Origin of the sequence: uncultured Roseibium sp. (genome assembly GCF_963675095.2) — a bacterium.
GTDB lineage: Bacteria > Pseudomonadota > Alphaproteobacteria > Rhizobiales > Stappiaceae > Roseibium.
Map to the genome: position 1 here is coordinate 1 of NZ_CAXXSJ010000069.1, position 22870 is coordinate 22870.

A 22870-nucleotide genomic window follows, 5' to 3' on the forward strand; every position below is an offset into this window, starting at 1 on the left:
TACGGCATATGGATCGGCGAAAAGCTGAGCCTCGGAATGCGTCTGGGTAAACTCACCCATAGTTTCGCCCGCACTCCGCTCTGATGCTTCCGGTGCGACCCCTTTGCGTATGTCCACACCATCCTTGCGGCCGTTGCCAGCATTCAGATCGCCTTCCGGCAGATTGGCGCCGTCTTCATTGGTCGTGCCGGCGACATTCGGGTCGTTAAGACCCTTTTTGTTCGGTGCGGTTGAAGCGAGTTTAACCGGATTGAAATACTGGGCCACCCCGCTCTTGACGCTGTCATCGGTGACATTGATGAGCCACATGACCAGGAAAAAAGCCATCATGGCGGTCATGAAATCGGCATAGGCGATCTTCCACACGCCATGGCCGTGCGCTTCCCCTTCCCAGTCCGGCCTGCGCCGGACAATGACGATTTCGTTGGGCAAGGTATCCTGCATGATCACTCCGCCTCCATTGCCAGACGCAACTGCGCCATCCATTCGGCAAACCGCGTGTTCAAGGTCGTTTCGCCGATCACGGCTGTCAGCTCGGCTGTATCGGCAGCTTGAAATTCAATCCGTCCGTCCAACGCCCCCGGCTCGGACCGGAGCAGATCCAGTAGGACGTCAGGGCCGCTGACACGCACCAGACTTCCCTGATCGCCATCCAGAAAGCGGGTAAGCGTGTCGCGGAACGACATGACGATCCGGTTTGCCATCTGTTCTTCGACCAGAGGCTGAAGGACCTGAGCGACACCGTTGGCGATCCGGCATTCAAGGGCGCCGAACGCGGAGTCCAGACCTTCCTCCAGAAGGCTGGCCTGTTCGGCACGTAGAGTTTCGCGAATGGCTGCGACCTCTTCGTCATGGGCCCTGCGCTCATCCTCGAGCCGGATTTCGTAATGCTCAGCCGCCGATGCTTCTCCGGCGGCGCGGCCCCGTTCGTATTCCGCGGCAAGTTTTTCTTCCAACGTGGGCTCCGCCGGTTCCTGAACATGGACCGGCATGACTTCCGCCATTATGGCGTCAGATGAATTCAGCGTCTGGAACGGCCCGCTGTTCAGCGTCGGGATATAGGCGGCGATGTTGCTGCGCATCCTTATGCCCTCTCGTTTTCATAGAGCCACTGGCGCAGGATCGCGGCCGACTGTTCTTCGTTGTAGTCCAGAAGAGATTCCAGCTTTTTCAATGGCGACTGATTGAGCTTGGAATTCAGGTCGCTCAGCATCGCCGTATGATCCGGGGACGTGAGATAGGCCTGACCGGAATATTCCCCGGCCATGTCTCCGTCTTCCGGCATCATCGCCATTTCGGCGATTTCCGCGGCTACCGGTTCGGGTTTGGGAACCAGTGCGGCAACCGCCGGGCGAAGACCGAACCAGATCACCATGCCGGCGACGATCAGGATAGCCGCGGCGTTGATCATATTGCCGGACTGCCGGAGCAGGTATTCCGAGACACTCAAGGGCGGGATCGGTTCCAGGTCGCGGCCGCCGTCGATGAAGTCGACCACCGATACCTTGACCATGTCACCACGGGCCGCATCGACACCGGCCGAAGATGCCGCAAGCTGGCGGATTTCATCCAGCTGCGCATCGATCGCGGTCTGATCCGGCTCGCCGCCGAGAGACGCATTCAGCCGGGCACGATCGACAAGGACGGCGATCGACAGGCGCTCGACCTTGAAGCCGTCCTGGGACGTCTCGATCCGTTTGGAGGAGATCTCGTAATTGACAGTCTCTTCCCGCCGCTGATTTTCTTCGCTCGAGCGCTCGCCGTTGTTCGCGGGAACATTCTGCTCCGGAATGTTCTGCTCAACAGTTGTCGGGGACTCGGTGCTGGCGTTTTGGGAGTTCTCGTTTTCACGGATGGTGCGAACGGAACGCTCCGTCCGGGATTCCGGATCATAGATCGTTTCGGCGATCTTTCTCCGGTCGGTGTTCAGATCCGCGGCGACACTGACCTGGAAATTGTCGATGCCCAGATATGGAGTCAGGGTTTTACGAATGTTTTCCTGGATCCGGCTGGACACGACCGCTTCAAGAGAAGCGAGTTGGCCGGCGGAGGCCTTTGACGGATCATCGCCTGCCGCAAGCAGTTCGCCGGACGTATCCAGCACGGTCACCTTGTCCGGTGTCATACCGGGTACACCGGCCGCAACCAGATGGCGGATTGCGTCGGCGGTGCGAATGTCGTCGGATTTTTCCGAACGGATCACCACAGAGGCCGAAGGCGGCTGCTGGTCGCGCCGGAACGAGCCTTTTTCCGGCATCACGATATGGACCCGGGCGGCCCTGACACCCTGCATCAGCTGAATGGTTCGTGCGAGTTCGCCTTCAAGTGCGCGAACCCGGGTCACCTCCTGCATGAAGGATGTCAGGCCGAGCGATCCCAGGTCATCAAAGAGTTCGTAACCTGAGTTTGCTCCCCGCGGCAGTCCCTTTTCGGCGAGCAGCATGCGCGCCTTCGCGGTTGCAGCGTGATTGACCATGACGGCGGTGCCGTCGGAACTGACATCATAGGGAATGCCGGCATCTTGAAGGGCGGAGCCGATACGGGTGACGTCTTCGCCGTCCAGGCCGGTATAGAGCACCGTCTGCTCCGGCCGGGAAAGATAATAGGCACCCAGACCAACCGTCATGATGGTTGCCAGCCCGATCAGAGCCAACGCAATCAAGCGCCTGGCACCGAGTTCCTGGAGATTTGCCCAAAGTTTTTCTGCTTGCTCGCGGCCAGGCATAGATCACCCCTGTTGCATCGCCCGTTATCATTTCCGCCACTATCGAAGTCTGAGCTTGCGCGAAGGTTGCGCCCGATTTCGAAGGACCAAACCGACGGATGCGGGACGCTTATGCGGATCATGAAAAGTGCTAAAGAAAAGGCCGCGCCCTTCAGAAAGAAGAGCGCGGCCCGAGCCTTCCGGAAAACCGGATGGATTAACGGAACAGCGAGAGGATGTTCTGGCTGTTCGAGTTGGCAATCGACAGCGCCTGGATACCAAGCTGCTGCTGCACCTGCAGAGCCTGGAGACGGGTCGATTCCTCGTTCATGTCCGCATCGACAAGCTGGCCGACGCCACGATCAATGGCGTCCGTCAGAGCCGTCACGAAGTCCTTCTGCAGGTCAACGCGCTTTTTCACGGAACCCAGAAGGGTTGCGGAGTCCGTGATTTCACCAAGGGCTTCGTCCACGTCAGAGATCATGTTTTCCAGGGTTGTCAGGTCGGCTGCCGAGTCGGTCAGGGCCGAGATGTCAATCGTGGAAACGATGTTACCGTTGGTCTTGGCACCATCCAGGATACCGTCGGCGCCGGTGGCGTCGAACAGTTCGGTCTGGGTGATGTCAATGGCAATGGTATCGATCGTGATCGCACCGCCGGAGCGGGTGAAGGAACCCACAATGGTTTTGGTCGCGTTGTAGTCTGCAGCACCGGAGTCGACCGAGAGCCAGTTTTCCCCGTTGAAGACAGAGGAGTCGGCAATCGTCTGCAGCTGGCCCTGGAGCTCGGTGATGTCGGACTGGATCTTGGTGCGGTCGACACCCGGCTGGCGGGCGGCAACGAGCTTTGCCTTGATCTCGTTTACAACATCAACGGTGCTTTCGGTGGCCGTGTACATGACATCGACCGTTGCTGCACCGAGACCCAGAGCATCCTCAACGGCAGACAGAGCCATGTTATCGGAGCGCATGGTGGTCGCAATCGACCAGTAGGCCGCGTTGTCCGAGGCGGTGGACACGCGATAACCGGTCGAAATGCGGTTCTGCACTTCGGACATCTGCTTGTTGGTGGAGTTCAAGGTCTGCAGCGCGGTCATTGCCGACGCATTTGTCATAAGGCTAGACATGATATGTCCCTTTCAAAGATTGAAGTTAGAGCGGGACATGCCGGATTCTCACCGGCACGGCAGGAGCTGCATCATGCACTTGAACCTTGATATTGGAGGTTCAACCTGCCGTGGATTTCAGACTAGACGGGCAAGCTTACGCGAAGCTTGCGTGCTCAGAATGAGGATCGGACAATTTTGAGAATTCTTAGCCCAGCCTGAGTGTAAGAGCGCTCTTGGGCATCTTACAGGTAGGTTTTCAAAGAACGGCTGCTGATATAATCCCGTCCAGTCCGGCAACCGATCGCCTGGGTTTCCGGCCTCGGACCAAACTCACCGACGTACCGGCTCGAAAAAGCCGAGGACCGAGCGCTACGCTTTCCATTTGTTCCAGGAGAACAAAAGTCAGAAGGGGCGCAGCCGTCCAGGCCGCACCCCTCCAGAACTTGGATTGCCAATCTTCCCGGCGCCTGCGACTTCTATCCTCCGAAGTCGTCCAGCATGATGTCATCGCGGTCAACGCCCAGATCGAGCAGCATGTTGATCACCGACGAATTCATGATTGGAGGTCCGCACATGTAGAACTCGCAGTCCTCCGGCGCGGGATGGTTCTTGAGATACTCGTTATAAAGAACGTTGTGAATGAAGCCGGTATAGCCGGTCCAGTCGTCCTCCGGCAGCGCGTCGGACAAGGCGACATGCCATTCGAAATTCGGGTTTTCCGCGGCGAGCTGGTCGAAATCTTCAACGAAGAACATTTCCCGCTTGGAGCGCGCACCGTACCAGAAACTGATCTTGCGCTTGGATTTCAACCGCTTGAGCTGGTCGAAGATATGACTGCGCATCGGAGCCATGCCCGCGCCGCCGCCGATGAACACCATTTCCTTTTCGGTGTCGCGCGCAAAGAATTCGCCGAAGGGACCGGAAATCGTGACCTTGTCGCCCGGTTTCAGGTTGAAGATATAGCTGGACATCTTGCCCGGCGGGATGCCTTCCGTGCCCGGAGGCGGCGAGGCCACGCGAACATTGAGCATGATGATGCCTTTTTCCTCCGGATAGTTCGCCATCGAATAGGCGCGTTCAACCGGCTCGTTCACGATCGACTCGTATTGCCAGAGATTGAACTTGTCCCAGTCGCCGCGATACTCCTCCTCGATGTCGAATTCGGTGTATTTGAGCTTGTGCGCGGGCGCCTCGATCTGAATGTAGCCGCCGGCGCGGAAGTTCACGTTCTCGCCCTCGGGCAGCTCAAGCACCAGCGCCTTGATGAAGGTGGCCACGTTCTCGTTGGAACGAACCGTGCATTCCCATTTCTTGACGCCGAAGACCTCTTCGGGAACTTCGATCTCCATGTCCTGCTTGACGGCCACTTGACAGGACAGACGGTCGCCACAGGCGGCTTCGCGCTTGGTGATGTGGCTTTCTTCCGTCGGAAGGATCGAGCCGCCACCGGAGAATATCTTGACCCGGCACTGGGCGCAGGTACCACCGCCGCCGCAGGCCGACGGCACGAACAGTTTCTGTTCGGCGAGCGTCTGCAGCAACTTGCCACCCGCGGGTACCGAAATCGTCTTCTCGCCGTTGATCGTGATATCGACATTGCCGACTGAGACGAGCTTGGAACGGGCCGCAAGAATGATCGTGACGAGGCCCAGCACGATCAGGGTAAAGAGAAGTATGCCTAGTCCAAATGTGGCCACAGGGCTCTCCCGTTACAGTTTGACGCCGCTGAAGGACATAAAGGCCATAGCCATCAGTCCCGCGGTGATAAAGGTGACGCCCAGGCCCTGCAGGCCTTCCGGGATGTCGGAATATTTCAGTTTCTCGCGGACCCCCGCCATGGCGGCGATCGCAAGAGCCCAGCCAAATCCGGATGACACGCCGTAGGTGAGTGCTTCCGGGAAATTGTAATCCCGCTCCACCATGAAGAGAGAACCGCCGAGGATCGCACAGTTCACGGTGATCAGCGGCAGGAACACGCCAAGGGCGTTGTAGAGCGGCGGGAAGTACTTATCGAGCACCATCTCGAGGATCTGCACCAGTGCCGCAATCACGCCGATATAGGAAATCAGTCCGAGAAAGGTCAGATCCACATCCCCGAAACCAGCCCAGGACAAGGCCCCCGGCGCCAGCAAATAGGTGAGGATCAGATTGTTTGCAGGGACCGTGATGGCCTGCACGACCATCACGGAAATGCCGAGGCCAATGGCCGTGGAGATCTTCTTGGAAACGGCGATAAACGTACACATGCCCAAAAAGAAGGACAGCGCGAGGTTCTCGACGAAGACCGCTTTGACTGCGAGGGAAATCAGCTGTTCCATCAGTGCGCTTCCACCGTCTGGATCTTGTATTCGCGCTCCTCGACCTGTTCAGGCTTCCAGCTCCGGAAGGCCCAGATAAGCAGTCCGATCACGAAGAATGCGGAAGGCGGCAGCAGCAGCAGGCCGTTGGGAACATACCAACCGCCGTTGTTCACGGTCGGCAGGATCGTGATGCCGAAGAGGCTGCCGGAGCCGAACAATTCGCGAATGACACCCACCAGCATTAGGATCAGGCCGTAACCGAGGCCGTTGCCGATGCCGTCGATGAAGGAGGCTATTGGCGGGTTCTTCATGGCGAAGGCTTCCGCGCGGCCCATGACGATGCAGTTGGTGATGATCAGCCCCACGAACACCGACAGGGTTTTCGAGATCTCGAAGGCATAGGCCTTGAGGATCTGGTCCACGATAATCACCAGCGAGGCGATGATCACCATCTGCACGATGATCCGGATTGCGCCCGGGATCTGATTGCGCAGGATGGAGATGAACATCGAGGAGAACGCGGTCACCAGCGTCACTGCCAGGGCCATCACGAAGGCCACCTTGAGGGACGACGTGACAGCCAGTGCCGAACAGATGCCCAGGACCTGCAGCGTGATCGGGTTGTTGTCGACCAGCGGATCGATAAGCAATTCTCTTTTGGTCTGTGCCATCAGATTTCTCCCGCCTTGAGATTTTTAAGGAACGGCCCGTAGCCTTCCTCACCCATCCAGAAACGCACCAGATTGTCGACGCCGCGCGAGGTCAGTGTGGCCCCGGCCAGAGCATCGACATGATACTCTTCGCCCTGGGGCGGCGCAGACTTGGCGACAGTGATCAGCAGGTCGCCGCTGTCGTCCGCAAGTTTCTTGCCCTTCCAGAGCGCTTTCCAGCGCGGATTGTCGACCTCGGCGCCGAGACCGGGCGTTTCCGCGTGGCTGTAGAACTGCAGCCCGTAAATGTCGTTGCCGTTCGCTTCCAGGGCAATAAAGCCGTAGAGCGTCGACCAGAGGCCGTAGCCGTGAATCGGCAGGATCACCTTGTCGATGCTGCCGTCCTCTTTGCGCAGAAGATAGACGGTGACAAATTTCGACTTCCGCCCGATCGAGGCCGGATCGTCTTCCAGAGCGACCGAAGTGGCCGGATCGTCTGCAGCGGCCCGGTCGTCGAAGGTCGCCGGGTCGAATTCATCCGTAAATTTTCCCGTTTCAAGCTCCAGAACATGGGGCTCGAAGACTGAGAAGGCCTCGGTGACGTTGACCGACGGATCATAGCGGCCCGCGACCTGCAGAATGTTGATCTGCTTGTCGCGGAGCTTGTTGATCTCCTGGACCGGCCTTAGCGAAACCGCGGTCGCCGACACGATCATCGAGGCCACCAGGCACAACAACACGGCGACGAACACGGTTTTAGGCACGGAGTCCGGCGGCAAGTCGAGAAAACGCCGGATAAAGCCCTTGTCGCGATTGTTTTCTTTCTGACCGCTGTCTTCAGGCATTTCGTTTGGCCCTACGCTTGATGTTTGCCTGCACCACGAAATAGTCGATCAGAGGTGCGAAAACGTTACCGAACAGGATCGCGAGCATCATTCCTTCCGGAAAGGCCGGATTGATGACACGGATCATCACGACCATGAAACCGATCAGGGCCCCATAGACGTAGCGGCCGACTTGTGTGTGTGAGGCCGAAACCGGCTCCGTCACCATGAACGCCAGGCCGAAGGCGTACCCGCCAACCACGAGATGCCAGTACCAGGGCATAGCGAACATCGGGTTGGTATCCGATCCGATGACGTTCAGAAGCGTCGAAAAGCCGATCATCCCGACTAGGCAGCCGACAACGAGCCGCCAGTTGGCAATCTTGGTGAGCAGAAGGAACGCAAGCCCGATCAGGCACGCAAGGGTCGATGTCTCCCCGATACTCCCCTGGATCGTACCGAGGAAGGCGTCCATCCAGCTCACGCCGTTGGCGGCCAGTTGCGCATAACCGTCGGACGCGGAGACGGACAGCGCCGTGGCGCCGGAAAATCCGTCCACTGGTGTCCAGATCGTATCGCCCGACATCTGTGCGGGGTAAGCGAAATAGAGGAAGGCGCGACCTGTCAGGGCCGGATTGAGGAAGTTCTTGCCGGTGCCGCCAAAGACTTCCTTGCCGATGACCACACCAAAGGAAATTCCCAGTGCCACCTGCCAAAGGGGCGCGGAGGCAGGCATGATCAGTGCGTAAAGCATGGAGGTAACAAGGAAGCCCTCGTTGACCTCATGACCGCGCACGGTCGCAAAGATCACTTCCCAGATGCCGCCCACCACGAGAGTGGTGATGTAGATCGGCAGGAAGTAAAGCAGCCCGTGCAGGAAATTGGCGAATGGATTGGCCGGATCGAAACCGATTCCCATAGCCTCGATCAACCAGGCGCGCCAACCGGAGGCGCCGTGAACCGAGATCGCGGAGTTCACCTGGAAGCCGACATTATAAAGCCCGACGAGAATACAAGGGATCGTGGCGATGACCACATAGGTCATGATCCGCTTCATATCGACGTAGGAGCGGGCATGAGGCGCGGCCGTGGTTACCGACTTGGGCGTGTAGATGAAACTCTCTACCATCTCGTAGATGGGAAACAGCTTCTCGTATCTACCGCCCTTGGTGAAATTAGGCTCGATGCGGTCGAAGAAGTTGCGAAGGCCCAAGTCTAGCCCTCCTTCTCAATTTTGGTGAGGCAGTCGCGCAGCGCCATGCCATATTCGTATTTGGCGGGACAGGCAAAACCTACCAACCCCAGGTCTTCTTCGTCCAGTTCGAGCGCTCCCAGCGCCTGGGCCTGGTCCGTATCCATCACCAGCAGCGCGCGCAGCAATTGTGTCGGCAGGAAGTCCTGCGGCATCAATTCCTCGAACGTGCCAAGCGGCACCATGGCACGACGGCCGCCATTCAGGTTCGATGTCAGAGCGTAGAGCTTTTTTGAAAACGCAGAACCGAGCACGGGCTGAAAGGCGAATTTGGACACCATGGGGCGAATCCATCCCAGCGGGATCTGCTTGTGGTCCTCTTCGATCAAAGTCACCTGGCGGGCATAGCGGCCCAGGTAGGCGCTCGCCCCCTCCCCCAACCGGCCGCTCAGGATCGAACCGGAAATCAGGCGGACAGGTTCATTTCCCGCGATCTCGTTCCGGCTGAGTTCCTCCATCGACGCGCCCGTGACCGTGCGGATCAGTCGTGGCTTTGCGCAACGCGGACCGGACAACGCGATCACCCTGCGCGGATCATGGTGACCGCTGCGAAGCAGCCTTCCGATGGCGATAACGTCCTGGTATCCGATGGTCCAGACCGTCTTTGCAGCTCCCGGCGCTTCCAGAAAGTGAATATGTGTGCCGGAAAGACCGGCGGGATGCGGCCCAGAAAAGCCGGCAGGCTCGATCCCGGCGACTTCGCTTCCTGGAATCGCAGCACCGGTTTCATGGCACAAATAAGTTTTGCCCTCGCTCAGTGACGCGACCGCTTCCAGGCCCTTGGCAAAGTCATCGGCGCTTTCGGCGAGAACCACCAAGGGGTCCGGAGAAAGCGGTTCCGTATCCATGGCGTTGACGAAAATCGCCGCAGGGCGCGTGGCCGGATCGGGCACCTTGGAATAGGGACGCGTGCGAAAGGACGTCCAGAGACCGGCGGCGCACAGGCGTTGGGCAAGCCCTTCAGCCGTCGCCGAATCACCGATGCTGGAGAAATCCACAGGCGTGGCGTCAATGTCGCCGACTTCGATCTCAACGCTGATCAGGACGCGGCGCGCTCCGCGATTAATCGCCTTGACCCGGCCGGCGGCCGGAGAGACGACCATCACATCGGGCGTGTCCTTGTGGAAAAACAGCGGAGAGCCGATGGCAACGGCATCGCCTTCCTGGACCAGGAGCCGGGGCTTCAAACCCACATAGTCCGCGGCCAGAACCGCCACCGTTTCCGTCTCTTTGGTCTCTTCGATCTCCTGAACCGGTGCCCCGAGCACCGGAAGATCGAGACCTTTTTTAAGCTTAAAGCTTTGCACGCATCTGGCCTCCAGATTTCGACAAAACGCGGTATCCTACGTTTTTACTCCGGCAAAAAGTGCCAATTTACTAATTTGGTACATTTTTTTGTTGAAACGGGCTCCCGAACCAATGAAAAGCGCATTGAACGAGCGGCGCAAGCCGCAGGCGATCGATCGGAGGCTGATATCGTGCCAACCAACATTCGTTTCTCCCGGCGGAGTTTTATCCTGATGTCGCTCACTCTGGCTGCCTGCAAAGGCGGCTCGGACGTTATCGAGCTTTCAGGATCGACGATGGGAACGCGTTATTCGGTCACGGCTTTAGACCATGATCGGTCCGTCAACAAGGCCGCACTGCACAAAGCGATCGAAAATAGCCTTTTGAACGTCAACGCCCAGATGTCCAATTGGGATCCTTCATCGGAAGTGTCGCGTTTCAACGCCTTTGCCTCGACTGAGCCGATGACCGTCTCCGAGGACCTTGCCAAAGTCATCAGCGCCGCCAAGGATGTCCATCAGGCAAGCGATGGCCAGTTCGACATCACCCTCGGCCCTGTGATCGAAGCCTGGGGCTTCGGTGCAAAAGACACCCACGGCCACAAACAACCGGCAGCCGACCGGCTGGCAGCTGCTCTCAGCGCCTCTGGCCAGACGGACGGCTTGCGTGTGAACGGCAATCGCATCAGCAAGAGCCACGCTAACACGCAAATCTACCTGCCATCGATCGGCAAAGGGTATGGTATCGACCAGATGGCCCAGGCGGTCAAAGGGTTCGGGCTGAAGGATTTCATGGTCGAAGTCGGCGGCGACCTTTACGTGTCCGGTCGCAATGCCGACGGGTTGGACTGGCAGATCGGCATCGAATCCCCGGACGCCCGCAACCGGCAGGCTTACCGGATCGCCGGCGTCTCGAACCTCGGCATGGCAACCTCCGGCGACTACCGGAACTATTTCGAACAGGACGGTCATCGCTATTCGCACATCATCAATCCGAAGACCGGGCGGCCGGTGACGCATCGCACCGCTTCCGTGACGGTGCTGGCCGAAAACGCCATGCTCGCCGACGCCTGGGCGACGGCGCTGCTGGTGCATGGTACCGAACGGGGACTGGAGATCGCAAATCAGCGTGATCTTGCCGCGCTCTTCATTGACCGGCACGCCGATTCCAGCGAAAAGGGCTTCGTGACGACCTCCAGCAGCAGGTTTGCTGCCCTGCAGGCCTGATCTAAAGGCGGATCATCTCAAGGCGGATCGAACACGTGCTGACTTTTGTTCTGGCTTTTGCGCTCCTGCTGACCGTCATCGTCGGCATGGCGGTCGGCGTGATCTTTTCCGGCCGAACCATCAAGGGCAGCTGCGGCGGACTCAATGCGATTGCCGATGCGGATCACTGTCTGGTCTGCAATAAGGAAATCGATCCCAACAGTCCGCTGCGGGAACGCTTGGCCTGTCCGCGCGCGCGCAAGATGCTCGCGGAGATGGAAGCTCAGGAGAGCGGCGCAAGCTGACGCGGCCTTTCGCGTCAGTTGCCCCTTTGCATCAGTTGATGGCCGATGCCGGTATAAAGGCGACCAAAGCCAGGCACACAGCTGCCACCAGCCCGAACAGCCACAGTTTCCAGCGCGGCCCATCCTTCACCCAGACACGACGATACTGGTAGCCTGCCAGGCAGGCCAGTACGAACAATAACGTGGCTGTCACGGGCGTTAGAAATAAGTCCGCCAATTTCGAGAGTTCCTTTGGGTAACCTAATTGGGTTAAGCTTTTGCTTGCCGCCCAAGACGGTCATTCAGCAGGGAGGAATTTTCATGCCAAGCTCTTATCAGGCCCCAAGCCGAAAAGACAAGATGTCGGCGACGACGCGTAGCCAGTCTTCTGAGACCAATCTTCAACACGATACAGCCATTGTCCGGAACCTGCTCCAGTCGAAAGGCGCGGACGTGTTTGGCCTACGCCCGCAAAACACGCTGCATGAAGCAGTTGAAATGCTCCGGGACAAAAAGGTTGGTGCGCTGATCGTAAAGGATTCCGAAGGTAAGCTGCGAGGCATCCTGTCAGAGCGGGACATCGTGCGTAAACTCGCCGAAACGCCGGGGCAGACTTTGGCGCAGCGCGTTGAAGACGTGATGACCACCAACGTGGAAACCTGTGAGCTTGATGACCCTCTGATATTGGTGCTCCGCAAAATGACGGACGGACGTTTCCGCCACATGCCTGTTATCGAAGACGGCAACCTTGTCGGGATCGTCAGCATCGGTGACGTCGTGAACTACCGATTAAACGAGCTTGAATATGAAGCGCTGCAACTCAAGCAACTGATCGTCGGCTAGATTTCATGAGCTGAGCCGGTGTTCCCGCACCGGCAGTCCGACTGCGCAAAAAATGCCCGTGGGACTTGGGAACGGCCAGGCCACAGGTCCAGACCTATGGCCTAAGAGAGGCAGCACTTGCCGAAGCTGGGAGGATATCCGCTTAGGCAGAGGCTGCCGTGTCCGATTCTCTATAAAAACGATCTGACAAGGCTGCCGACCAGCAGGTTCCAGCCGTCGATCAGGATAAAGAACAAGGCCTTGAACGGCAACGAGATCACCGTCGGCGGCAACATCATCATGCCCATGGACATGGTGATCGTGGCGACGATCATGTCGATGACGAGGAACGGCAGGGCGATCAGGAAGCCGATCTCGAAACCGCGGCGCAATTCGGAGATCATGAAAGCCGGGATCAGCACCCGCATTTCGACGTCCTCGGGCGCTTTGGCCTCTTCCTCGGTCACACGTCCGACCGCCAGGTCGTCAAAAAGGACCAGGTCTTGTTCGCGCACCTGGGAGAGCATGAAGGCACGGAACGGCGAGGTGATCCGCGTATAGGCCTCTTCCTCGTTGATCTCGTTTTTCATCAGCGGTTGAACGCCGTTCTTCCAGGCCTGATCGAATGTCGGCGCCATGACGTAGAAGGTCATGAACAGCGACAGGGAGATCAGGATCAGGTTGCCCGGTGTCGTTTGCAGTCCGATGCCGGACCTCAGAAAGGAAAAAGCCACCGCAAAGCGGGTGAAGCTGGTTACCATAATCAGGATACCCGGTGCGACGGACAAAACCGTCAGCAGTGCGATAATCTGGACAATCCGTCCACTGGCGCTCGCCTCTCCGGCAGGTAGCAGATCGGACAGACCGGGGACCTGGGCCGAGGCAGCTGTTACGCCGGCCAGAAGGAGGAAAGCTGCCAAAATGAGCCGCTTCATTGCACCACCAAAGATTCAAGGACGACTTCGCGAACCTGGCCCTTTGACCGCATGCGCGCGCGCTCGTTCAGATCCTCTCTCAGATGCTGCAGGCCGAGCGGTCCTTCGATCTGGGCGATCGTCAGGGTTCGCATATAGGCCAGCATGTCTTCCTCGATGTGGCTTACCAGGATGTCGATATCTTCCTTGGCGTCTTCGCTCAGGACGAGGGAAGCCTGCAGCCGTACCCAGGCATTCTTCGGGGCGGACAGGTTGGTCACCAGCGGTTTCAGGGTCTTGAGGCGTGCGTTGAGCACGTAATTCAGATTTGAAGCCGCCCCCTGACGGTGGTCCCGCTCAAGCTGAAGCACCTGGTTGCGAGTTTCGCTGACCAGGTGAGAGGCAAGCATGGCGCCGCAGCCGACGGACAGAGCCGTCAAAACCAGGAAACCGAGAACGAAGGACGCCGTAGAAGGTCGGTCCTGCGCATAGGCTGCGCGGCCGGACGGCAGCGAAACGAGATTGGGCATGGTGCAGTCTGCCTCTTTCCTTAGAACGGGGTAATCGCGTCGTAGATCTGTTGGCCCCAACCGGGCTGCTGGACTTCCGACAGGCGGCCCCGGCCTCCGTAGGAGACGCGAGCCTCTGCGATCTTGTCGTAGGGAATGGTGTTGTCGCTCTGGATGTCACGAGGACGAACGATGCCCGCGATCTGCAGAATGCGCATTTCGTAGTTCACACGTACTTCCTGGGAACCGGAAATCACGAGATTGCCGTTCGGCAGGCGATCGGTGACGACGGCCGCCACGGAAAGCACGATCTGCTCGGACCGGTCGATGGAGCCCTGCCCTTTCGACGACGATCCGGAATCCCCGTTCAGCGACGCATCGCCGGAAACACTGTTGCTGTCCCAGCTTGCGGACAGGTCACCACCGATCCCGATCGAGGAATCCCGGCTGCGATCTGTGGAATTGTCGAGAGACGCCTTGTCATTGATAAAGATCCTGACGGTCAGCACGTCGCCGATTTTGCGAGCGCGCGGATCGGCAAAGAAATTTTCCCGATTGGACACCCACAGCGAATTGTAATCCTTCACACCTCCAGGAGCGAAGGTGTTCAACGGATAGGAGGCTCGATTTGACTGGAGGCCGTAACCAACGGGTGTCATCGCCGGAGCGCGGCCGACATCTTCAAGCTGGCCGGCACATCCCGAAAGCAGGAGCAATCCGCCAAGACCAAGTGCTGTGCGCATCAAAAGCTCCGCTCTTTCAGAGGATCAGAGAACCCAACCATCAATTGGGTCAGTCGTGCAGCCTGTGCGGGCTCCATCTCGTCGAGGATCTCGCTTGCGATCCGAGGCTTGAGTTTCAAGAGCACGCCGGTCGCCGTTTGTTCGTCCGAAGTCGACAACTGGGCGGCAGCCATTTCAGGGCGCATCCGGGCAATGATCGAGACCACTTGCCCTTCCACATTCTCAAGGAGTTTTTCCCGACGCTTGACCCAGGCCTTGTATTCGGCCTCCTTGCGTTCGAGTTCGACAGCCCGCTCACGAAGCTTGGCTTCAAGCCCGACCAGTTGCCAGGTTTGCCAGGCAATGCGGGCGTCGGTGGCCTTGTCAGCAATGTTCTTGCAATAAAAACCGGCATCGCTTCCCGGAAGCTGTTCGACTTTGCCCGTTTCCGGTTCGGGTTTCGGCTTTGGCGCCTGGGCGGTCCCAGGGACAACGCCAAGAGCCGCAAAGACGCAGGTGAGTGTCAGAACTGAAACCGTCCGTCGTTTTGTTCGTTTCAACACCATCCCCGGTGTCCTTTCCTGATAGGCTTTGAATGGACATTGCAGGGCGTGGCTTGCCTCAAGCTTGAGGCGGAACGGGACCGACCAAATTACTGGATAATCAGGTCGGCCTGAAGCGCACCCGCGGTCTTGATCGCCTGCAGGATCGCGATGATCCCGGTCGGGGCGCAGCCCGATGCGGTTCAGGCCACGGACAAGGGTCTGAAGATCGGCGCCGCCGATAATCGCGAGCTGGCCGCCGGTTTCCTGCGCATCGACCTGGGTACGCGGCACAACGACCGTTTGCCCGCTGTCGGAGAATGGTGCCGGCTGGGACACCTGAGGCGTTTCCGTGATCCGAACCGTCAGGTTGCCGTGGGTAATGGCAACGGTTGAAATCTGGACTTCCGATCCGATGACAACCGTTCCCGTCCGTTCATCGACAACCACCTTGGCCGACTGATCCGGCTTCACCCGAAGGCCTTCGATTTCGGCGATGAAACGGGTCACGCTGATCTTTTTCGGAGGGTGCAGGTCAATCGTCCTCAAGTCCCGTTCCCTGGCGACTCTCGTGCCATAGCGCGCCATGCTGTGCTGGTTGATGGCATCGGTGATGCGCACAGCGGTCTTGAAGTCCGGATTGCTCAATTCCAGGACAAGCTTGGGAATATTTTTAAAACGTGCAGAGATATCTTTTTCGACCAAAGCGCCGTTCGGGATCCTCCCCACTGTCGGAGAGCCTTTTTTGACACTTGCCGCCTGTCCGCTTTCCGAAAAGCCGGAAACCGCCAAGGCACCCTGGGCGACCGCATAAATCTCGCCGTCCGCACCCAGGAGCGGCGTCGCGATCAGCGTGCCGCCGGCAAGAGATGTGGCATCACCCAGAGACGAAACGGAGACATCGATCTCGGAGCCCTTGCCGATAAAAGCCGGCATTTCGGCAGTAACCACAACGGCCGCCACGTTACGGGTTCTCAGGCGCGCATCGCGGACATTCACACCCAGGCTGTCGAGCATGGATTGCAGGGACTGCTCGGTAAAGGGCGAATTTCGCAGACTGTCGCCGGACCCGTCCAGACCGACGACGAGACCATAGCCGACCAGCTGGTTGTCACGCACGCCCTGAAGGGATGCGATGTCCTTGATGCGGACCAGGGCGGAGGCAGGTGCAACCCAGACAAGGGCCGCAAGAAACAGAGCTAACAGTCGCATCATCAATTTTCCGCCAGTATGGTTCCGTCCGTTTGCACCTTGCCGGTGACCACGACATCGCTGTCCACATTGCGCACGCGCACATAATCGCCAATACCGCCGGACTGCAGCACTTCCACCTGCATGACGATGAAGAGCCCCTGCTCCCGGAAGACGAGCCGGCCAGGCTGGCCGCGTTCGACCAGCGTCTGGATGCTGACCGCGTTGATCGGGACCGGCCTGCCCGGCAGCAGCGTGCGCCGGGCGACCATGCCAACAAGCTGGTTGCGGTCACTGATGACGGCAAACTGTTGGGTCGTCCGTTCCGGAAAGCGCCGGTCGACCAGATTTTGCCCGGTGATTTCATGTCCGGGATGAATGGTCGCGCGCGGGACCGGCAACTGAATGCTGCCCGCCAGTGGTGCTTCTAACGAGGCCAGGACCGCAACCCAGAAGGTCAGGCAAAAGCCGGCCGATCGGAAGATCATGGCCTCAACTCCCTTCAAGCGGACTAACGGATGCCGTTGGTCACGGTTCCGGCCATTTCATCGGCCGCCTTGATGACCTTGGAATTCATTTCATAGCCGCGCTGTGCGGAAATCAGCGCCGTGATTTCCTTCACCGGATCGACGTTGGAATCTTCCAGATATCCCTGGCGGATGATCCCGAAGCCGGGATCCCCGGCAACGCCATCCACCGGCACACCGGACGCCGGTGTTTCACGGAACAGATTGCCACCGGCCGGCTCCAGACCGACGTCGTTGGCAAAGTTGGACAGGTTGAGCTGGCCGAGTTCCCGTGGATCCTGCTCGCCATCGACCTGGGCATAGACCTGGCCGGATTCATTGACGATGACCTTGACCGTATTTTCCGGGAAGATGATGGCCGGCTCGACCGGATAGCCATCGATGGTCACGAGACGTCCATCGGCATTCTTGTTAAAGGAACCTGCCCGCGTGTAGAGGGTTTCATCGTCGGGTCCGGTAACCTCGAACCAGCCGCGGCCGTCGATCGCGATATCGAGATCGTTGCCGGTGTTGTTCAACGTGCCCTGCACATGAAGCTTGCGGATACCGGCCGTCTTCACACCCAGACCGAGCTGGGCGCCTTCCGGGACCGGATCCTCGCCACCTCGGTTCGGCACGCCCTGCAGCCGTTCGGCCTGATACAGAAGGTCGGAAAACTCCGCCTTGGCCCGCTTGAAGGCGGTCGTGTTCATGTTGGCGATGTTGTTTGCGATGACTTCGACATTGAGCTGCTGGGCGCTCATGCCGGTTGCTGCGATGGCCAGGGCCTTCATGTCATATTCCTTTCACGTCGCGGGATCGTCCGACCGGTCAGATCGTCATCCGGCTGATTTCCTGATAGGCACCCACGACCTTGTCGCGGATCGCAATTGCGGTTTGCAGGCTCTGTTCGGCGGCCATAACCGCCTCGACCACCTGTTGGACAGACGCCTGGCCGTCGACACCGGCGAGCGATGCGGCTTCGCCGTCCTTCAGCCGCTGGATCGCATCCTGAGACACCTGGGCGAGCGTATCGCCGAAACTCACCATCTCACCCGCTTGTCCGGTCGCGGCCGTTTCCTGGCCACCGCCCATGAAGCGGGTTTCGGAAACGGACTTCAGCAGGCTGTCGGTGCTGGATGTCAGGGCGGAAATCTGTTCGAGCATGTTCAATCCCTCAGCAAGGCGATGTCGCGCATGACCATCTCGCGGGCCTGCGTCATGACTTTGAGATTGGCCTCATAGGACCGGTTGGTTTCGCGCATGTCCGCAAGTTCCATGAGGACATTGACGTTCGGCATCTTCACGTAGCCGTCTTCGTCGGCTGCCGGGTGGCCCGGCTCGTATTCGACCGTGTACGGCGACTTGTCTGTGCCGATGCCCTTGACCTTGACCATCGATGCCTGATGGGCGCGGTCGAACTCGCTTTCGAACGTGATCGTCTTACGAGAATACGGATCGTCGCCGGCTGCCTTGCCGGTGGAACGCGCATTGGCGAGGTTTTCAGAAACAACCCGCAGGCGCTCCGACTGGGCGCGCAATCCGCTGGAGGAAATATGCATTGCGGCGCTGAGTGGATCGGACATTGGTCACCCCTTCGGTTCGGTTACTTCAGGCTTGCGAGGTACATGCGGTGGAACGACTTCGAGATGCTGGTGTTCAGCGCGTGATTGCGTGCCACCTCGCCTGCCTTCATCAGTTCCTGTTCGACGCTGACGGAGTTGCCGGAGTGGGTCACGAGCCAGCTTTCACCCTTCTTGACATCAGTGGGTTCGGCCACTTCCATGACCGTTCCAAGATGTCCGGAATTGGTCGCGGCCATGGCCAGCTGCGTCTTGCTGATGACGGAGGTGAAGGGCTCGACGTCCCTGGAACGGAACCCGGGTGTATTTGAATTGGCGATGTTCTCGGCAATAGTCGCCTGCCGCACGGACAGCCAGTCATTGTTGTGAGACATCAGTTTGGTCAAAAAGACCGGTTCCATCGGACAACTCCAAACGAATTTTGTTCGCTTAAAGGTCTAGGAGGCGAAGCTTGTCCGAGGCTGGCGCGCAAAGAAAAAGCGGCCGGCAGAACCGACCGCTTTTCTTAAGCAGGCTAGTGGAACGAACCCGATGATTTCAGATCGTCAGGACTTGGTCTTCCCGGTCACGCCGTTCAGACTTTCCTCAAGGGATATTCCCAGTTCCTCGCCGATCTTCTTGAGGGCCGGCAATTGGACGGCCATGTCGAGGATGGAATCGAGCGCCTGGTTGATGGGCGTTTTATTGGTTCCGCCCTCACCGGCCGATCCACCGCTGCCAGTCGGCAGACCGGTGATGTGATTGATGCGGATGGACTCGATCTTTTCCGCCGGCTTCACCATCTGCTCGATGATTTTCGGAAAGGCCTCCAGCCGGGCAATGTCGGCTTTCAGCGCGACGATTTCCTTGGTGAAGACGTTTTCCGCCTCGTTCAGGGCTTTCTGGCCTTCCGCCTTCGCCGTCATTTCCGCCTTCAAGGTGGCAATACGAAGTTTTGCGGCCTCAGCATCGGCCTTTGCGTTCTCCAAGGTTGCTTTTGCGCGGGCAACGGAGGCTTCCGCTTCCGCGTTCGCCTGAGCCACGAGCTTCTGACCCGAGACGTCCGCTTCCTGCTGGGCTGCCAGAACCGCGACGTCCTTGCGCCGTTGGGCTTCGGAAAGGGCTCTGGCCGTAGCGATGGCCTCGGCTGCCTTGACGGCTTCGGCCTTGGCAAGGTCGGCCGCGGTCACCGCCTTGCTTTCCTCCTCGGTCTTCATGGCGATCGCAATGGCGCGCTCCTGTTCGGCCATCTCAAGCGCCTGGGCCTGGGCAATCTCTGCTTCCCGGACAGCCTGTTCGCGGGCGATATCGGCAGCGCGTATCTCCTGCTCCATCCGGATACGAGCGGCATTCACCGCGGATTCGCTTTCCGCCTTGCGTTCGGCGATTTCGGCTAGCTGGGCGGCCCGAAGACGTTCCAACTCCTGGACCTGCGCAATCTTTGCCTGCTGTTCCTCCAGATCGATCTGCAGGCGGCGGCGAGAGGCTTCCATCGCGGACCGGTGAACGGCGACGTCGGAATCCGCATCAATTTCCGCCCGTTCCTTTTTCGACTTGGCTATCACTTCGGCCAGCTTGCGCATACCGACGGCATTAAAGGCATTGTTTTCATCGAGAGCGGAAAACGGGGTCTGGTCCATTGCCGCCAGCGATACGCTCTCAAGGGTCAAACCGTTGCGCGCCAGAGGCTCTTCCAGCATGGCGGACACTTCCCGAACGAATTCGGCCCGTTTTTCATGGAGTTCGTCCATGGTCATGCGCGCAGCCACGGCACGCAGGGTGTCGACCAGCTTGCCCTCAATGAGATCGCGGAGCTTGTCCGCGCTAAAAGTGCGGTTGCCAAGCGTCTGGGACGCCCGGGCAATCGCCTCTTCGCTCGGATCGACGGATACATAAAACGCGACACCGACATCCACACGCATGCGGTCATTGGTGATCAGCGCCGCGTCACCTGTGCGATGGATTTCCATACGCAGGGTCTGCATATTCACCCGGGCGATGTCGTGGAAATAAGGCAGCACGACCGTGCCACCGTCGATGATGACCTTCCGCCCGCCAACGCCGGTGCGGACCAGACTGATCTCGCGGGTGGAACGCTGATAAAAGCCCGCAATCACCACCACGACCGCAGCGATTATTATCGCGGCCAGGATGATGAGAGAGATAAATGTCGTCATGGCGCTCCTCCCTCAGAGCTGATGTCGTTGGGTCGGGAAATGCGACGCCATCCCGCCATCGACGGGAATGTTCGTGCCTCTGATCCAGTGTGTCATGTCGGACAATAAAAAGGCGACGACCGGCGCGATATCCTCCGGTCGTCCGGCTCTTTCTGTCAGCCGGATCCCTTCCGCCCCACGCGGTCCGAGCGTGGCGAGAAAGTCCTTCAGAATCGGGGTATCGACCGCAGCCGGCGAGACCGCATTCATGCGAATGCCGCGATCGCGCCAGGTCCAGCGGTTCTGCATCGTCCAGGCGACCACCGCTTCCTTGGAAAAGAAATAGCTGCGCCCGCCGTCATTGCCGACCTTGTGGGTCCTTATGAAATCCTCGACGTCTTCAAAGGCAAGGTTTTCGCTGGCTTTGATCGCCGGGATCGACGCCTCCCATCCAAACCCGGCAAGCGAGGCCAGGTTCACAATGGACGCTCCGTCGTTCAACCGGCCGATCATGGCACTGGTAAAGAACTTGAGGCCAACGAGGTTGACCTTGAGCACCTTGTCCGCGGGCGCGGTCGGCGGCAGGCCGGCGATATTCGCGATCCCGTCAATCCCCGACGGCAAGGCGCTGACCAGCGCCTTTATCGCCATCCGGTCGGACAGATCGGCAATATAGAGTTCATCAACATGGTCTTCGGTCTTGTTGATGTCGACGCCGATGACATCGCCGCCAAGTGCCTTGACCAGTTTCGCCGTTTCCCAACCGATCCCGGAAGAGCAGCCGGTCACGACTATGGTCTTGTCCTGAAGCAGGCGGCCTTCGATCCAGTCTTGATTTGCCATGGTTTCCTCCCAACCGCTCCGTCAGTCCTCAGAAGACCGGCGGGAGATGACGGTGGCCACGGTCGAGCGTGATCCAGCGCGTCTGGGTAAAGGCCTCCAGCGACCAGCGGCCGCCATGCGGACTGACCCCAGAACTCTTGGCGCCGCCGAAGGGCACATGCGGCTCGTCGTTCACAGACGAACAGTTCACGTGGCTCGACCCGGTCTCAAGCCTTGAGGCGATTTCCAGTCCTCTGTTTTCATCCGCAGTCATGATGCCCGAGGACAGGCCGTAATCCGTGTCGTTGGCAATCGCGACCGCCTCCTCGTCCGTGCGGAAGGGTATGACCGGGACCACCGGACCGAAGGTTTCAAACTGATAGATCAGCATGTCCGGCGTCACTCCGGTCAGGATCGTCGGTTCCACGTAACGCCCGTTGACGCCGCCGCCGAGCACCACCTTGGCGCCCTTGGCAATGGCATCCTCGAGCTGCGTTTTGACGATGCCGGCTTGCTTGTCGTTGATCAGCGGACCAATGACGTTGGAGCGGTCTGTGGTCGGGTCGCCCACCTTCAGCTTGCGGGCCCGCTCGATAAACATCGGCAGGAACTTGTCGTAGACCTTTTCGTGGACCAGGACCTTTTCGACGCTCATGCAGATCTGGCCCTGATGCATGAACGAGCCGAAGTTCGCCAACTGAGCGGACTTTTCCAGATCCGCATCGTCACAGATGATCAGCGCATCCTTACCGCCGAGTTCGACGCAGGTCTTTTTCAGGTGAGCGCCTGCCTTCGCGGCGATCATACGTCCCACTGCTGTGGAACCGGTAAAGGAAATGCCCTTGATGATCGGGTTCTCGATCAGTTCGTCGCCGATTTCGCCGATGTTGTCACGCGAACAGGTCACCACATTGAAGGCGCCCTTCGGAAGGCCGATCGCATCGAAAACCTCTGCAAAGAAGATACCGCCGGAGTAAGGGGTTTCCTCGGACGGTTTCAGAACGATGGAATTGCCGGCAACCATCGGAATGGAAAAGCCGCGTGAACTCAGGATGCCTGGAAAGTTCCAGGGTGAAATCACCGAAATGACGCCCATCGGGACGCGTACGGCCATGGACACCTTGCCATGTTCGGACGGCAGCACTTCACCAATCGACTGGTAGGCCATGGCGGCCGCGGTCCGGAACACGGTGGAAATGAAACCGGCTTCGAACATGCCCTTGCCCCACCAGCCGCCGCCTTCGGCCTGAAGGGCGGCACAAAGGTCGTCCTTGCGCCGGTCGCATTCGTCTGCGGCCTTGAGCATGAAATGGGCGCGCTCAGTAAAGGGCAACTGGGACCACTCGGAAAAGCCGTCCTGCGCGGCCTGGATGGTGCGGCGAACGTCATTGATATCCATGTCGGCGACATTGGCCCAGACCTGGTCGTTCCCCGGGTTCATGTCCGGGAATGTCCTGGCGGTCCTGTGCCAGCTACCGCCTGCGTAGTAACTGTCGAAAACCCGTGCCAT

General features: G+C 59.0%; 26 protein-coding genes and 1 pseudogene. 3 read left to right on the forward strand and 24 right to left on the reverse strand.

Translation table 11 applies throughout. From position 1 onward, the window contains the following. The 10 genes from ABIN98_RS26390 to ABIN98_RS26435 form a co-directional block, all read right to left on the reverse strand. A partial coding sequence (locus ABIN98_RS26390; protein WP_346914797.1) for a flagellar motor protein MotB occupies window positions 1-444 on the reverse strand: 444 nt, incomplete at its 3' end. A 2-nt stretch (window positions 445-446) separates the two neighbouring features. Next, window positions 447-1082, reverse strand: a complete 636-nt coding sequence (locus tag ABIN98_RS26395; protein ID WP_346914799.1) for a hypothetical protein — start codon at window positions 1080-1082, stop codon at window positions 447-449. Between the two features lie 2 nt (window positions 1083-1084). Then, window positions 1085-2725, reverse strand: a complete 1641-nt coding sequence (gene fliF / locus ABIN98_RS26400) for a flagellar basal-body MS-ring/collar protein FliF (protein ID WP_346914801.1) — start codon at window positions 2723-2725, stop codon at window positions 1085-1087. Between the two features lie 196 nt (window positions 2726-2921). After that, window positions 2922-3830, reverse strand: coding sequence for a flagellin (locus ABIN98_RS26405; protein ID WP_346914803.1), 909 nt, complete (start codon window positions 3828-3830; stop codon window positions 2922-2924). A gap of 458 nt (window positions 3831-4288) precedes the next feature. Further along, the gene (gene nqrF, locus ABIN98_RS26410) at window positions 4289-5509 is read right to left on the reverse strand and encodes an NADH:ubiquinone reductase (Na(+)-transporting) subunit F (protein WP_346914805.1); all 1221 of its coding nucleotides are present in this window, start codon (window positions 5507-5509) and stop codon (window positions 4289-4291) included. Window positions 5510-5521: 12 nt separating this feature from the next. Then, the gene (gene nqrE, locus ABIN98_RS26415) at window positions 5522-6130 is read right to left on the reverse strand and encodes an NADH:ubiquinone reductase (Na(+)-transporting) subunit E (protein WP_346914807.1); all 609 of its coding nucleotides are present in this window, start codon (window positions 6128-6130) and stop codon (window positions 5522-5524) included. Further along, complete coding sequence (locus ABIN98_RS26420) at window positions 6130-6783, reverse strand: NADH:ubiquinone reductase (Na(+)-transporting) subunit D (protein ID WP_346914809.1); 654 nt, start codon at window positions 6781-6783, stop codon at window positions 6130-6132. Before ABIN98_RS26420 ends, nqrE begins: the two co-directional genes overlap by 1 nt. Beyond that, complete coding sequence (locus tag ABIN98_RS26425) at window positions 6783-7607, reverse strand: Na(+)-translocating NADH-quinone reductase subunit C (protein ID WP_346914811.1); 825 nt, start codon at window positions 7605-7607, stop codon at window positions 6783-6785. Before ABIN98_RS26425 ends, ABIN98_RS26420 begins: the two co-directional genes overlap by 1 nt. Next, entirely contained in the window at window positions 7600-8799 is a 1200-nt protein-coding gene (locus ABIN98_RS26430; RefSeq protein WP_346914813.1) for an NADH:ubiquinone reductase (Na(+)-transporting) subunit B, read from the reverse strand. The genes ABIN98_RS26425 and ABIN98_RS26430 overlap by 8 nt, the downstream gene beginning before the upstream one ends. A gap of 2 nt (window positions 8800-8801) precedes the next feature. Then, window positions 8802-10145 (reverse strand): Na(+)-translocating NADH-quinone reductase subunit A, encoded by a 1344-nt coding sequence (locus ABIN98_RS26435; RefSeq protein WP_346914815.1) that lies wholly within the window; start codon window positions 10143-10145, stop codon window positions 8802-8804. On the opposite strand from ABIN98_RS26435, the gene ABIN98_RS26440 reads away from it, so the two are divergent. Next, window positions 10140-11351 carry an FAD:protein FMN transferase gene (locus ABIN98_RS26440; RefSeq protein ID WP_346914817.1) on the forward strand — a complete coding sequence of 404 codons (1212 nt, stop codon included), beginning with the start codon at window positions 10140-10142 and terminating at the stop codon, window positions 11349-11351. The genes ABIN98_RS26435 and ABIN98_RS26440 overlap by 6 nt on opposite strands. A 35-nt stretch (window positions 11352-11386) precedes the next feature. Then, window positions 11387-11635 (forward strand): (Na+)-NQR maturation NqrM, encoded by a 249-nt coding sequence (nqrM, locus tag ABIN98_RS26445; RefSeq protein WP_346914819.1) that lies wholly within the window; start codon window positions 11387-11389, stop codon window positions 11633-11635. A gap of 31 nt (window positions 11636-11666) precedes the next feature. Here the strand turns inward: nqrM and ABIN98_RS26450 are convergent, their stop codons facing one another. After that, window positions 11667-11828: a hypothetical protein gene (locus tag ABIN98_RS26450; protein ID WP_346914821.1), complete on the reverse strand. Its 162-nt coding sequence runs from the start codon at window positions 11826-11828 to the stop codon at window positions 11667-11669. A 146-nt stretch (window positions 11829-11974) separates the two neighbouring features. Here ABIN98_RS26450 and ABIN98_RS26455 point away from each other — a divergent pair, with 146 nt between their 5' ends. Beyond that, the gene (locus ABIN98_RS26455; RefSeq protein WP_346914823.1) at window positions 11975-12457 is read left to right on the forward strand and encodes a CBS domain-containing protein; all 483 of its coding nucleotides are present in this window, start codon (window positions 11975-11977) and stop codon (window positions 12455-12457) included. A 170-nt stretch (window positions 12458-12627) separates the two neighbouring features. On the opposite strand, the gene fliP is transcribed toward ABIN98_RS26455, so the two are convergent. From fliP to ABIN98_RS26520, 13 genes and pseudogenes are all read right to left on the reverse strand, one after another. Further along, window positions 12628-13371 (reverse strand): flagellar type III secretion system pore protein FliP, encoded by a 744-nt coding sequence (fliP, locus tag ABIN98_RS26460; protein WP_346914825.1) that lies wholly within the window; start codon window positions 13369-13371, stop codon window positions 12628-12630. Further along, window positions 13368-13880 carry a flagellar basal body-associated FliL family protein gene (locus ABIN98_RS26465; protein WP_346914827.1) on the reverse strand — a complete coding sequence of 171 codons (513 nt, stop codon included), beginning with the start codon at window positions 13878-13880 and terminating at the stop codon, window positions 13368-13370. The genes fliP and ABIN98_RS26465 overlap by 4 nt, the downstream gene beginning before the upstream one ends. Window positions 13881-13900: 20 nt before the next feature. Further along, the gene (gene flgH, locus ABIN98_RS26470) at window positions 13901-14602 is read right to left on the reverse strand and encodes a flagellar basal body L-ring protein FlgH (RefSeq protein WP_346914829.1); all 702 of its coding nucleotides are present in this window, start codon (window positions 14600-14602) and stop codon (window positions 13901-13903) included. Further along, window positions 14602-15147 carry a MotE family protein gene (locus ABIN98_RS26475; RefSeq protein WP_346914831.1) on the reverse strand — a complete coding sequence of 182 codons (546 nt, stop codon included), beginning with the start codon at window positions 15145-15147 and terminating at the stop codon, window positions 14602-14604. The genes flgH and ABIN98_RS26475 overlap by 1 nt, the downstream gene beginning before the upstream one ends. A gap of 86 nt (window positions 15148-15233) precedes the next feature. Further along, a pseudogene (flgI, locus tag ABIN98_RS26480) lies at window positions 15234-16335 on the reverse strand (flagellar basal body P-ring protein FlgI). 2 nt (window positions 16336-16337) lie between these two features. Then, complete coding sequence (gene flgA / locus ABIN98_RS26485) at window positions 16338-16802, reverse strand: flagellar basal body P-ring formation chaperone FlgA (RefSeq protein WP_346914833.1); 465 nt, start codon at window positions 16800-16802, stop codon at window positions 16338-16340. 23 nt (window positions 16803-16825) lie between these two features. Next, window positions 16826-17614 (reverse strand): flagellar basal-body rod protein FlgG, encoded by a 789-nt coding sequence (gene flgG, locus ABIN98_RS26490; protein ID WP_346897010.1) that lies wholly within the window; start codon window positions 17612-17614, stop codon window positions 16826-16828. A 37-nt stretch (window positions 17615-17651) separates the two neighbouring features. Beyond that, window positions 17652-17987: a flagellar hook-basal body complex protein FliE gene (locus ABIN98_RS26495; RefSeq protein WP_346914835.1), complete on the reverse strand. Its 336-nt coding sequence runs from the start codon at window positions 17985-17987 to the stop codon at window positions 17652-17654. A gap of 2 nt (window positions 17988-17989) precedes the next feature. Continuing rightward, window positions 17990-18406, reverse strand: coding sequence for a flagellar basal body rod protein FlgC (gene flgC, locus ABIN98_RS26500; protein ID WP_346914837.1), 417 nt, complete (start codon window positions 18404-18406; stop codon window positions 17990-17992). Window positions 18407-18426: 20 nt separating this feature from the next. After that, window positions 18427-18804 (reverse strand): flagellar basal body rod protein FlgB, encoded by a 378-nt coding sequence (flgB, locus tag ABIN98_RS26505; protein ID WP_346914839.1) that lies wholly within the window; start codon window positions 18802-18804, stop codon window positions 18427-18429. A gap of 144 nt (window positions 18805-18948) precedes the next feature. Continuing rightward, a complete protein-coding gene (locus tag ABIN98_RS26510) occupies window positions 18949-20559 on the reverse strand; it encodes a flotillin domain-containing protein (protein WP_346914841.1) in 1611 nt (536 codons plus the stop codon). A gap of 12 nt (window positions 20560-20571) precedes the next feature. Further along, window positions 20572-21381, reverse strand: coding sequence for a coniferyl-alcohol dehydrogenase (locus ABIN98_RS26515; protein ID WP_346914843.1), 810 nt, complete (start codon window positions 21379-21381; stop codon window positions 20572-20574). Between the two features lie 28 nt (window positions 21382-21409). Next, a complete protein-coding gene (locus ABIN98_RS26520) occupies window positions 21410-22870 on the reverse strand; it encodes an aldehyde dehydrogenase family protein (protein ID WP_346914845.1) in 1461 nt (486 codons plus the stop codon).

Coding starts and splice junctions, on each gene's coding strand:
- ABIN98_RS26475 (WP_346914831.1), bottom strand. CDS start 15,147: ATGGTGTTGAAACGAACAAAACGACGGACGGTTTCAGTTCTGACACTC.
- ABIN98_RS26425 (WP_346914811.1), bottom strand. CDS start 7,607: ATGCCTGAAGACAGCGGTCAGAAAGAAAACAATCGCGACAAGGGCTTT.
- ABIN98_RS26515 (WP_346914843.1), bottom strand. CDS start 21,381: ATGGCAAATCAAGACTGGATCGAAGGCCGCCTGCTTCAGGACAAGACC.
- ABIN98_RS26455 (WP_346914823.1), top strand. CDS start 11,975: ATGTCGGCGACGACGCGTAGCCAGTCTTCTGAGACCAATCTTCAACAC.
- ABIN98_RS26405 (WP_346914803.1), bottom strand. CDS start 3,830: ATGTCTAGCCTTATGACAAATGCGTCGGCAATGACCGCGCTGCAGACC.
- fliP (WP_346914825.1), bottom strand. CDS start 13,371: ATGAAGCGGCTCATTTTGGCAGCTTTCCTCCTTCTGGCCGGCGTAACA.
- flgB (WP_346914839.1), bottom strand. CDS start 18,804: ATGGAACCGGTCTTTTTGACCAAACTGATGTCTCACAACAATGACTGG.
- ABIN98_RS26465 (WP_346914827.1), bottom strand. CDS start 13,880: ATGCCCAATCTCGTTTCGCTGCCGTCCGGCCGCGCAGCCTATGCGCAG.
- flgC (WP_346914837.1), bottom strand. CDS start 18,406: ATGTCCGATCCACTCAGCGCCGCAATGCATATTTCCTCCAGCGGATTG.
- fliF (WP_346914801.1), bottom strand. CDS start 2,725: ATGCCTGGCCGCGAGCAAGCAGAAAAACTTTGGGCAAATCTCCAGGAA.
- ABIN98_RS26510 (WP_346914841.1), bottom strand. CDS start 20,559: ATGACGACATTTATCTCTCTCATCATCCTGGCCGCGATAATAATCGCT.
- nqrE (WP_346914807.1), bottom strand. CDS start 6,130: ATGGAACAGCTGATTTCCCTCGCAGTCAAAGCGGTCTTCGTCGAGAAC.
- flgG (WP_346897010.1), bottom strand. CDS start 17,614: ATGAAGGCCCTGGCCATCGCAGCAACCGGCATGAGCGCCCAGCAGCTC.
- flgH (WP_346914829.1), bottom strand. CDS start 14,602: ATGCGCACAGCACTTGGTCTTGGCGGATTGCTCCTGCTTTCGGGATGT.
- ABIN98_RS26420 (WP_346914809.1), bottom strand. CDS start 6,783: ATGGCACAGACCAAAAGAGAATTGCTTATCGATCCGCTGGTCGACAAC.
- flgA (WP_346914833.1), bottom strand. CDS start 16,802: ATGATCTTCCGATCGGCCGGCTTTTGCCTGACCTTCTGGGTTGCGGTC.
- ABIN98_RS26520 (WP_346914845.1), bottom strand. CDS start 22,870: ATGGCACGGGTTTTCGACAGTTACTACGCAGGCGGTAGCTGGCACAGG.
- ABIN98_RS26495 (WP_346914835.1), bottom strand. CDS start 17,987: ATGCTCGAACAGATTTCCGCCCTGACATCCAGCACCGACAGCCTGCTG.
- ABIN98_RS26395 (WP_346914799.1), bottom strand. CDS start 1,082: ATGCGCAGCAACATCGCCGCCTATATCCCGACGCTGAACAGCGGGCCG.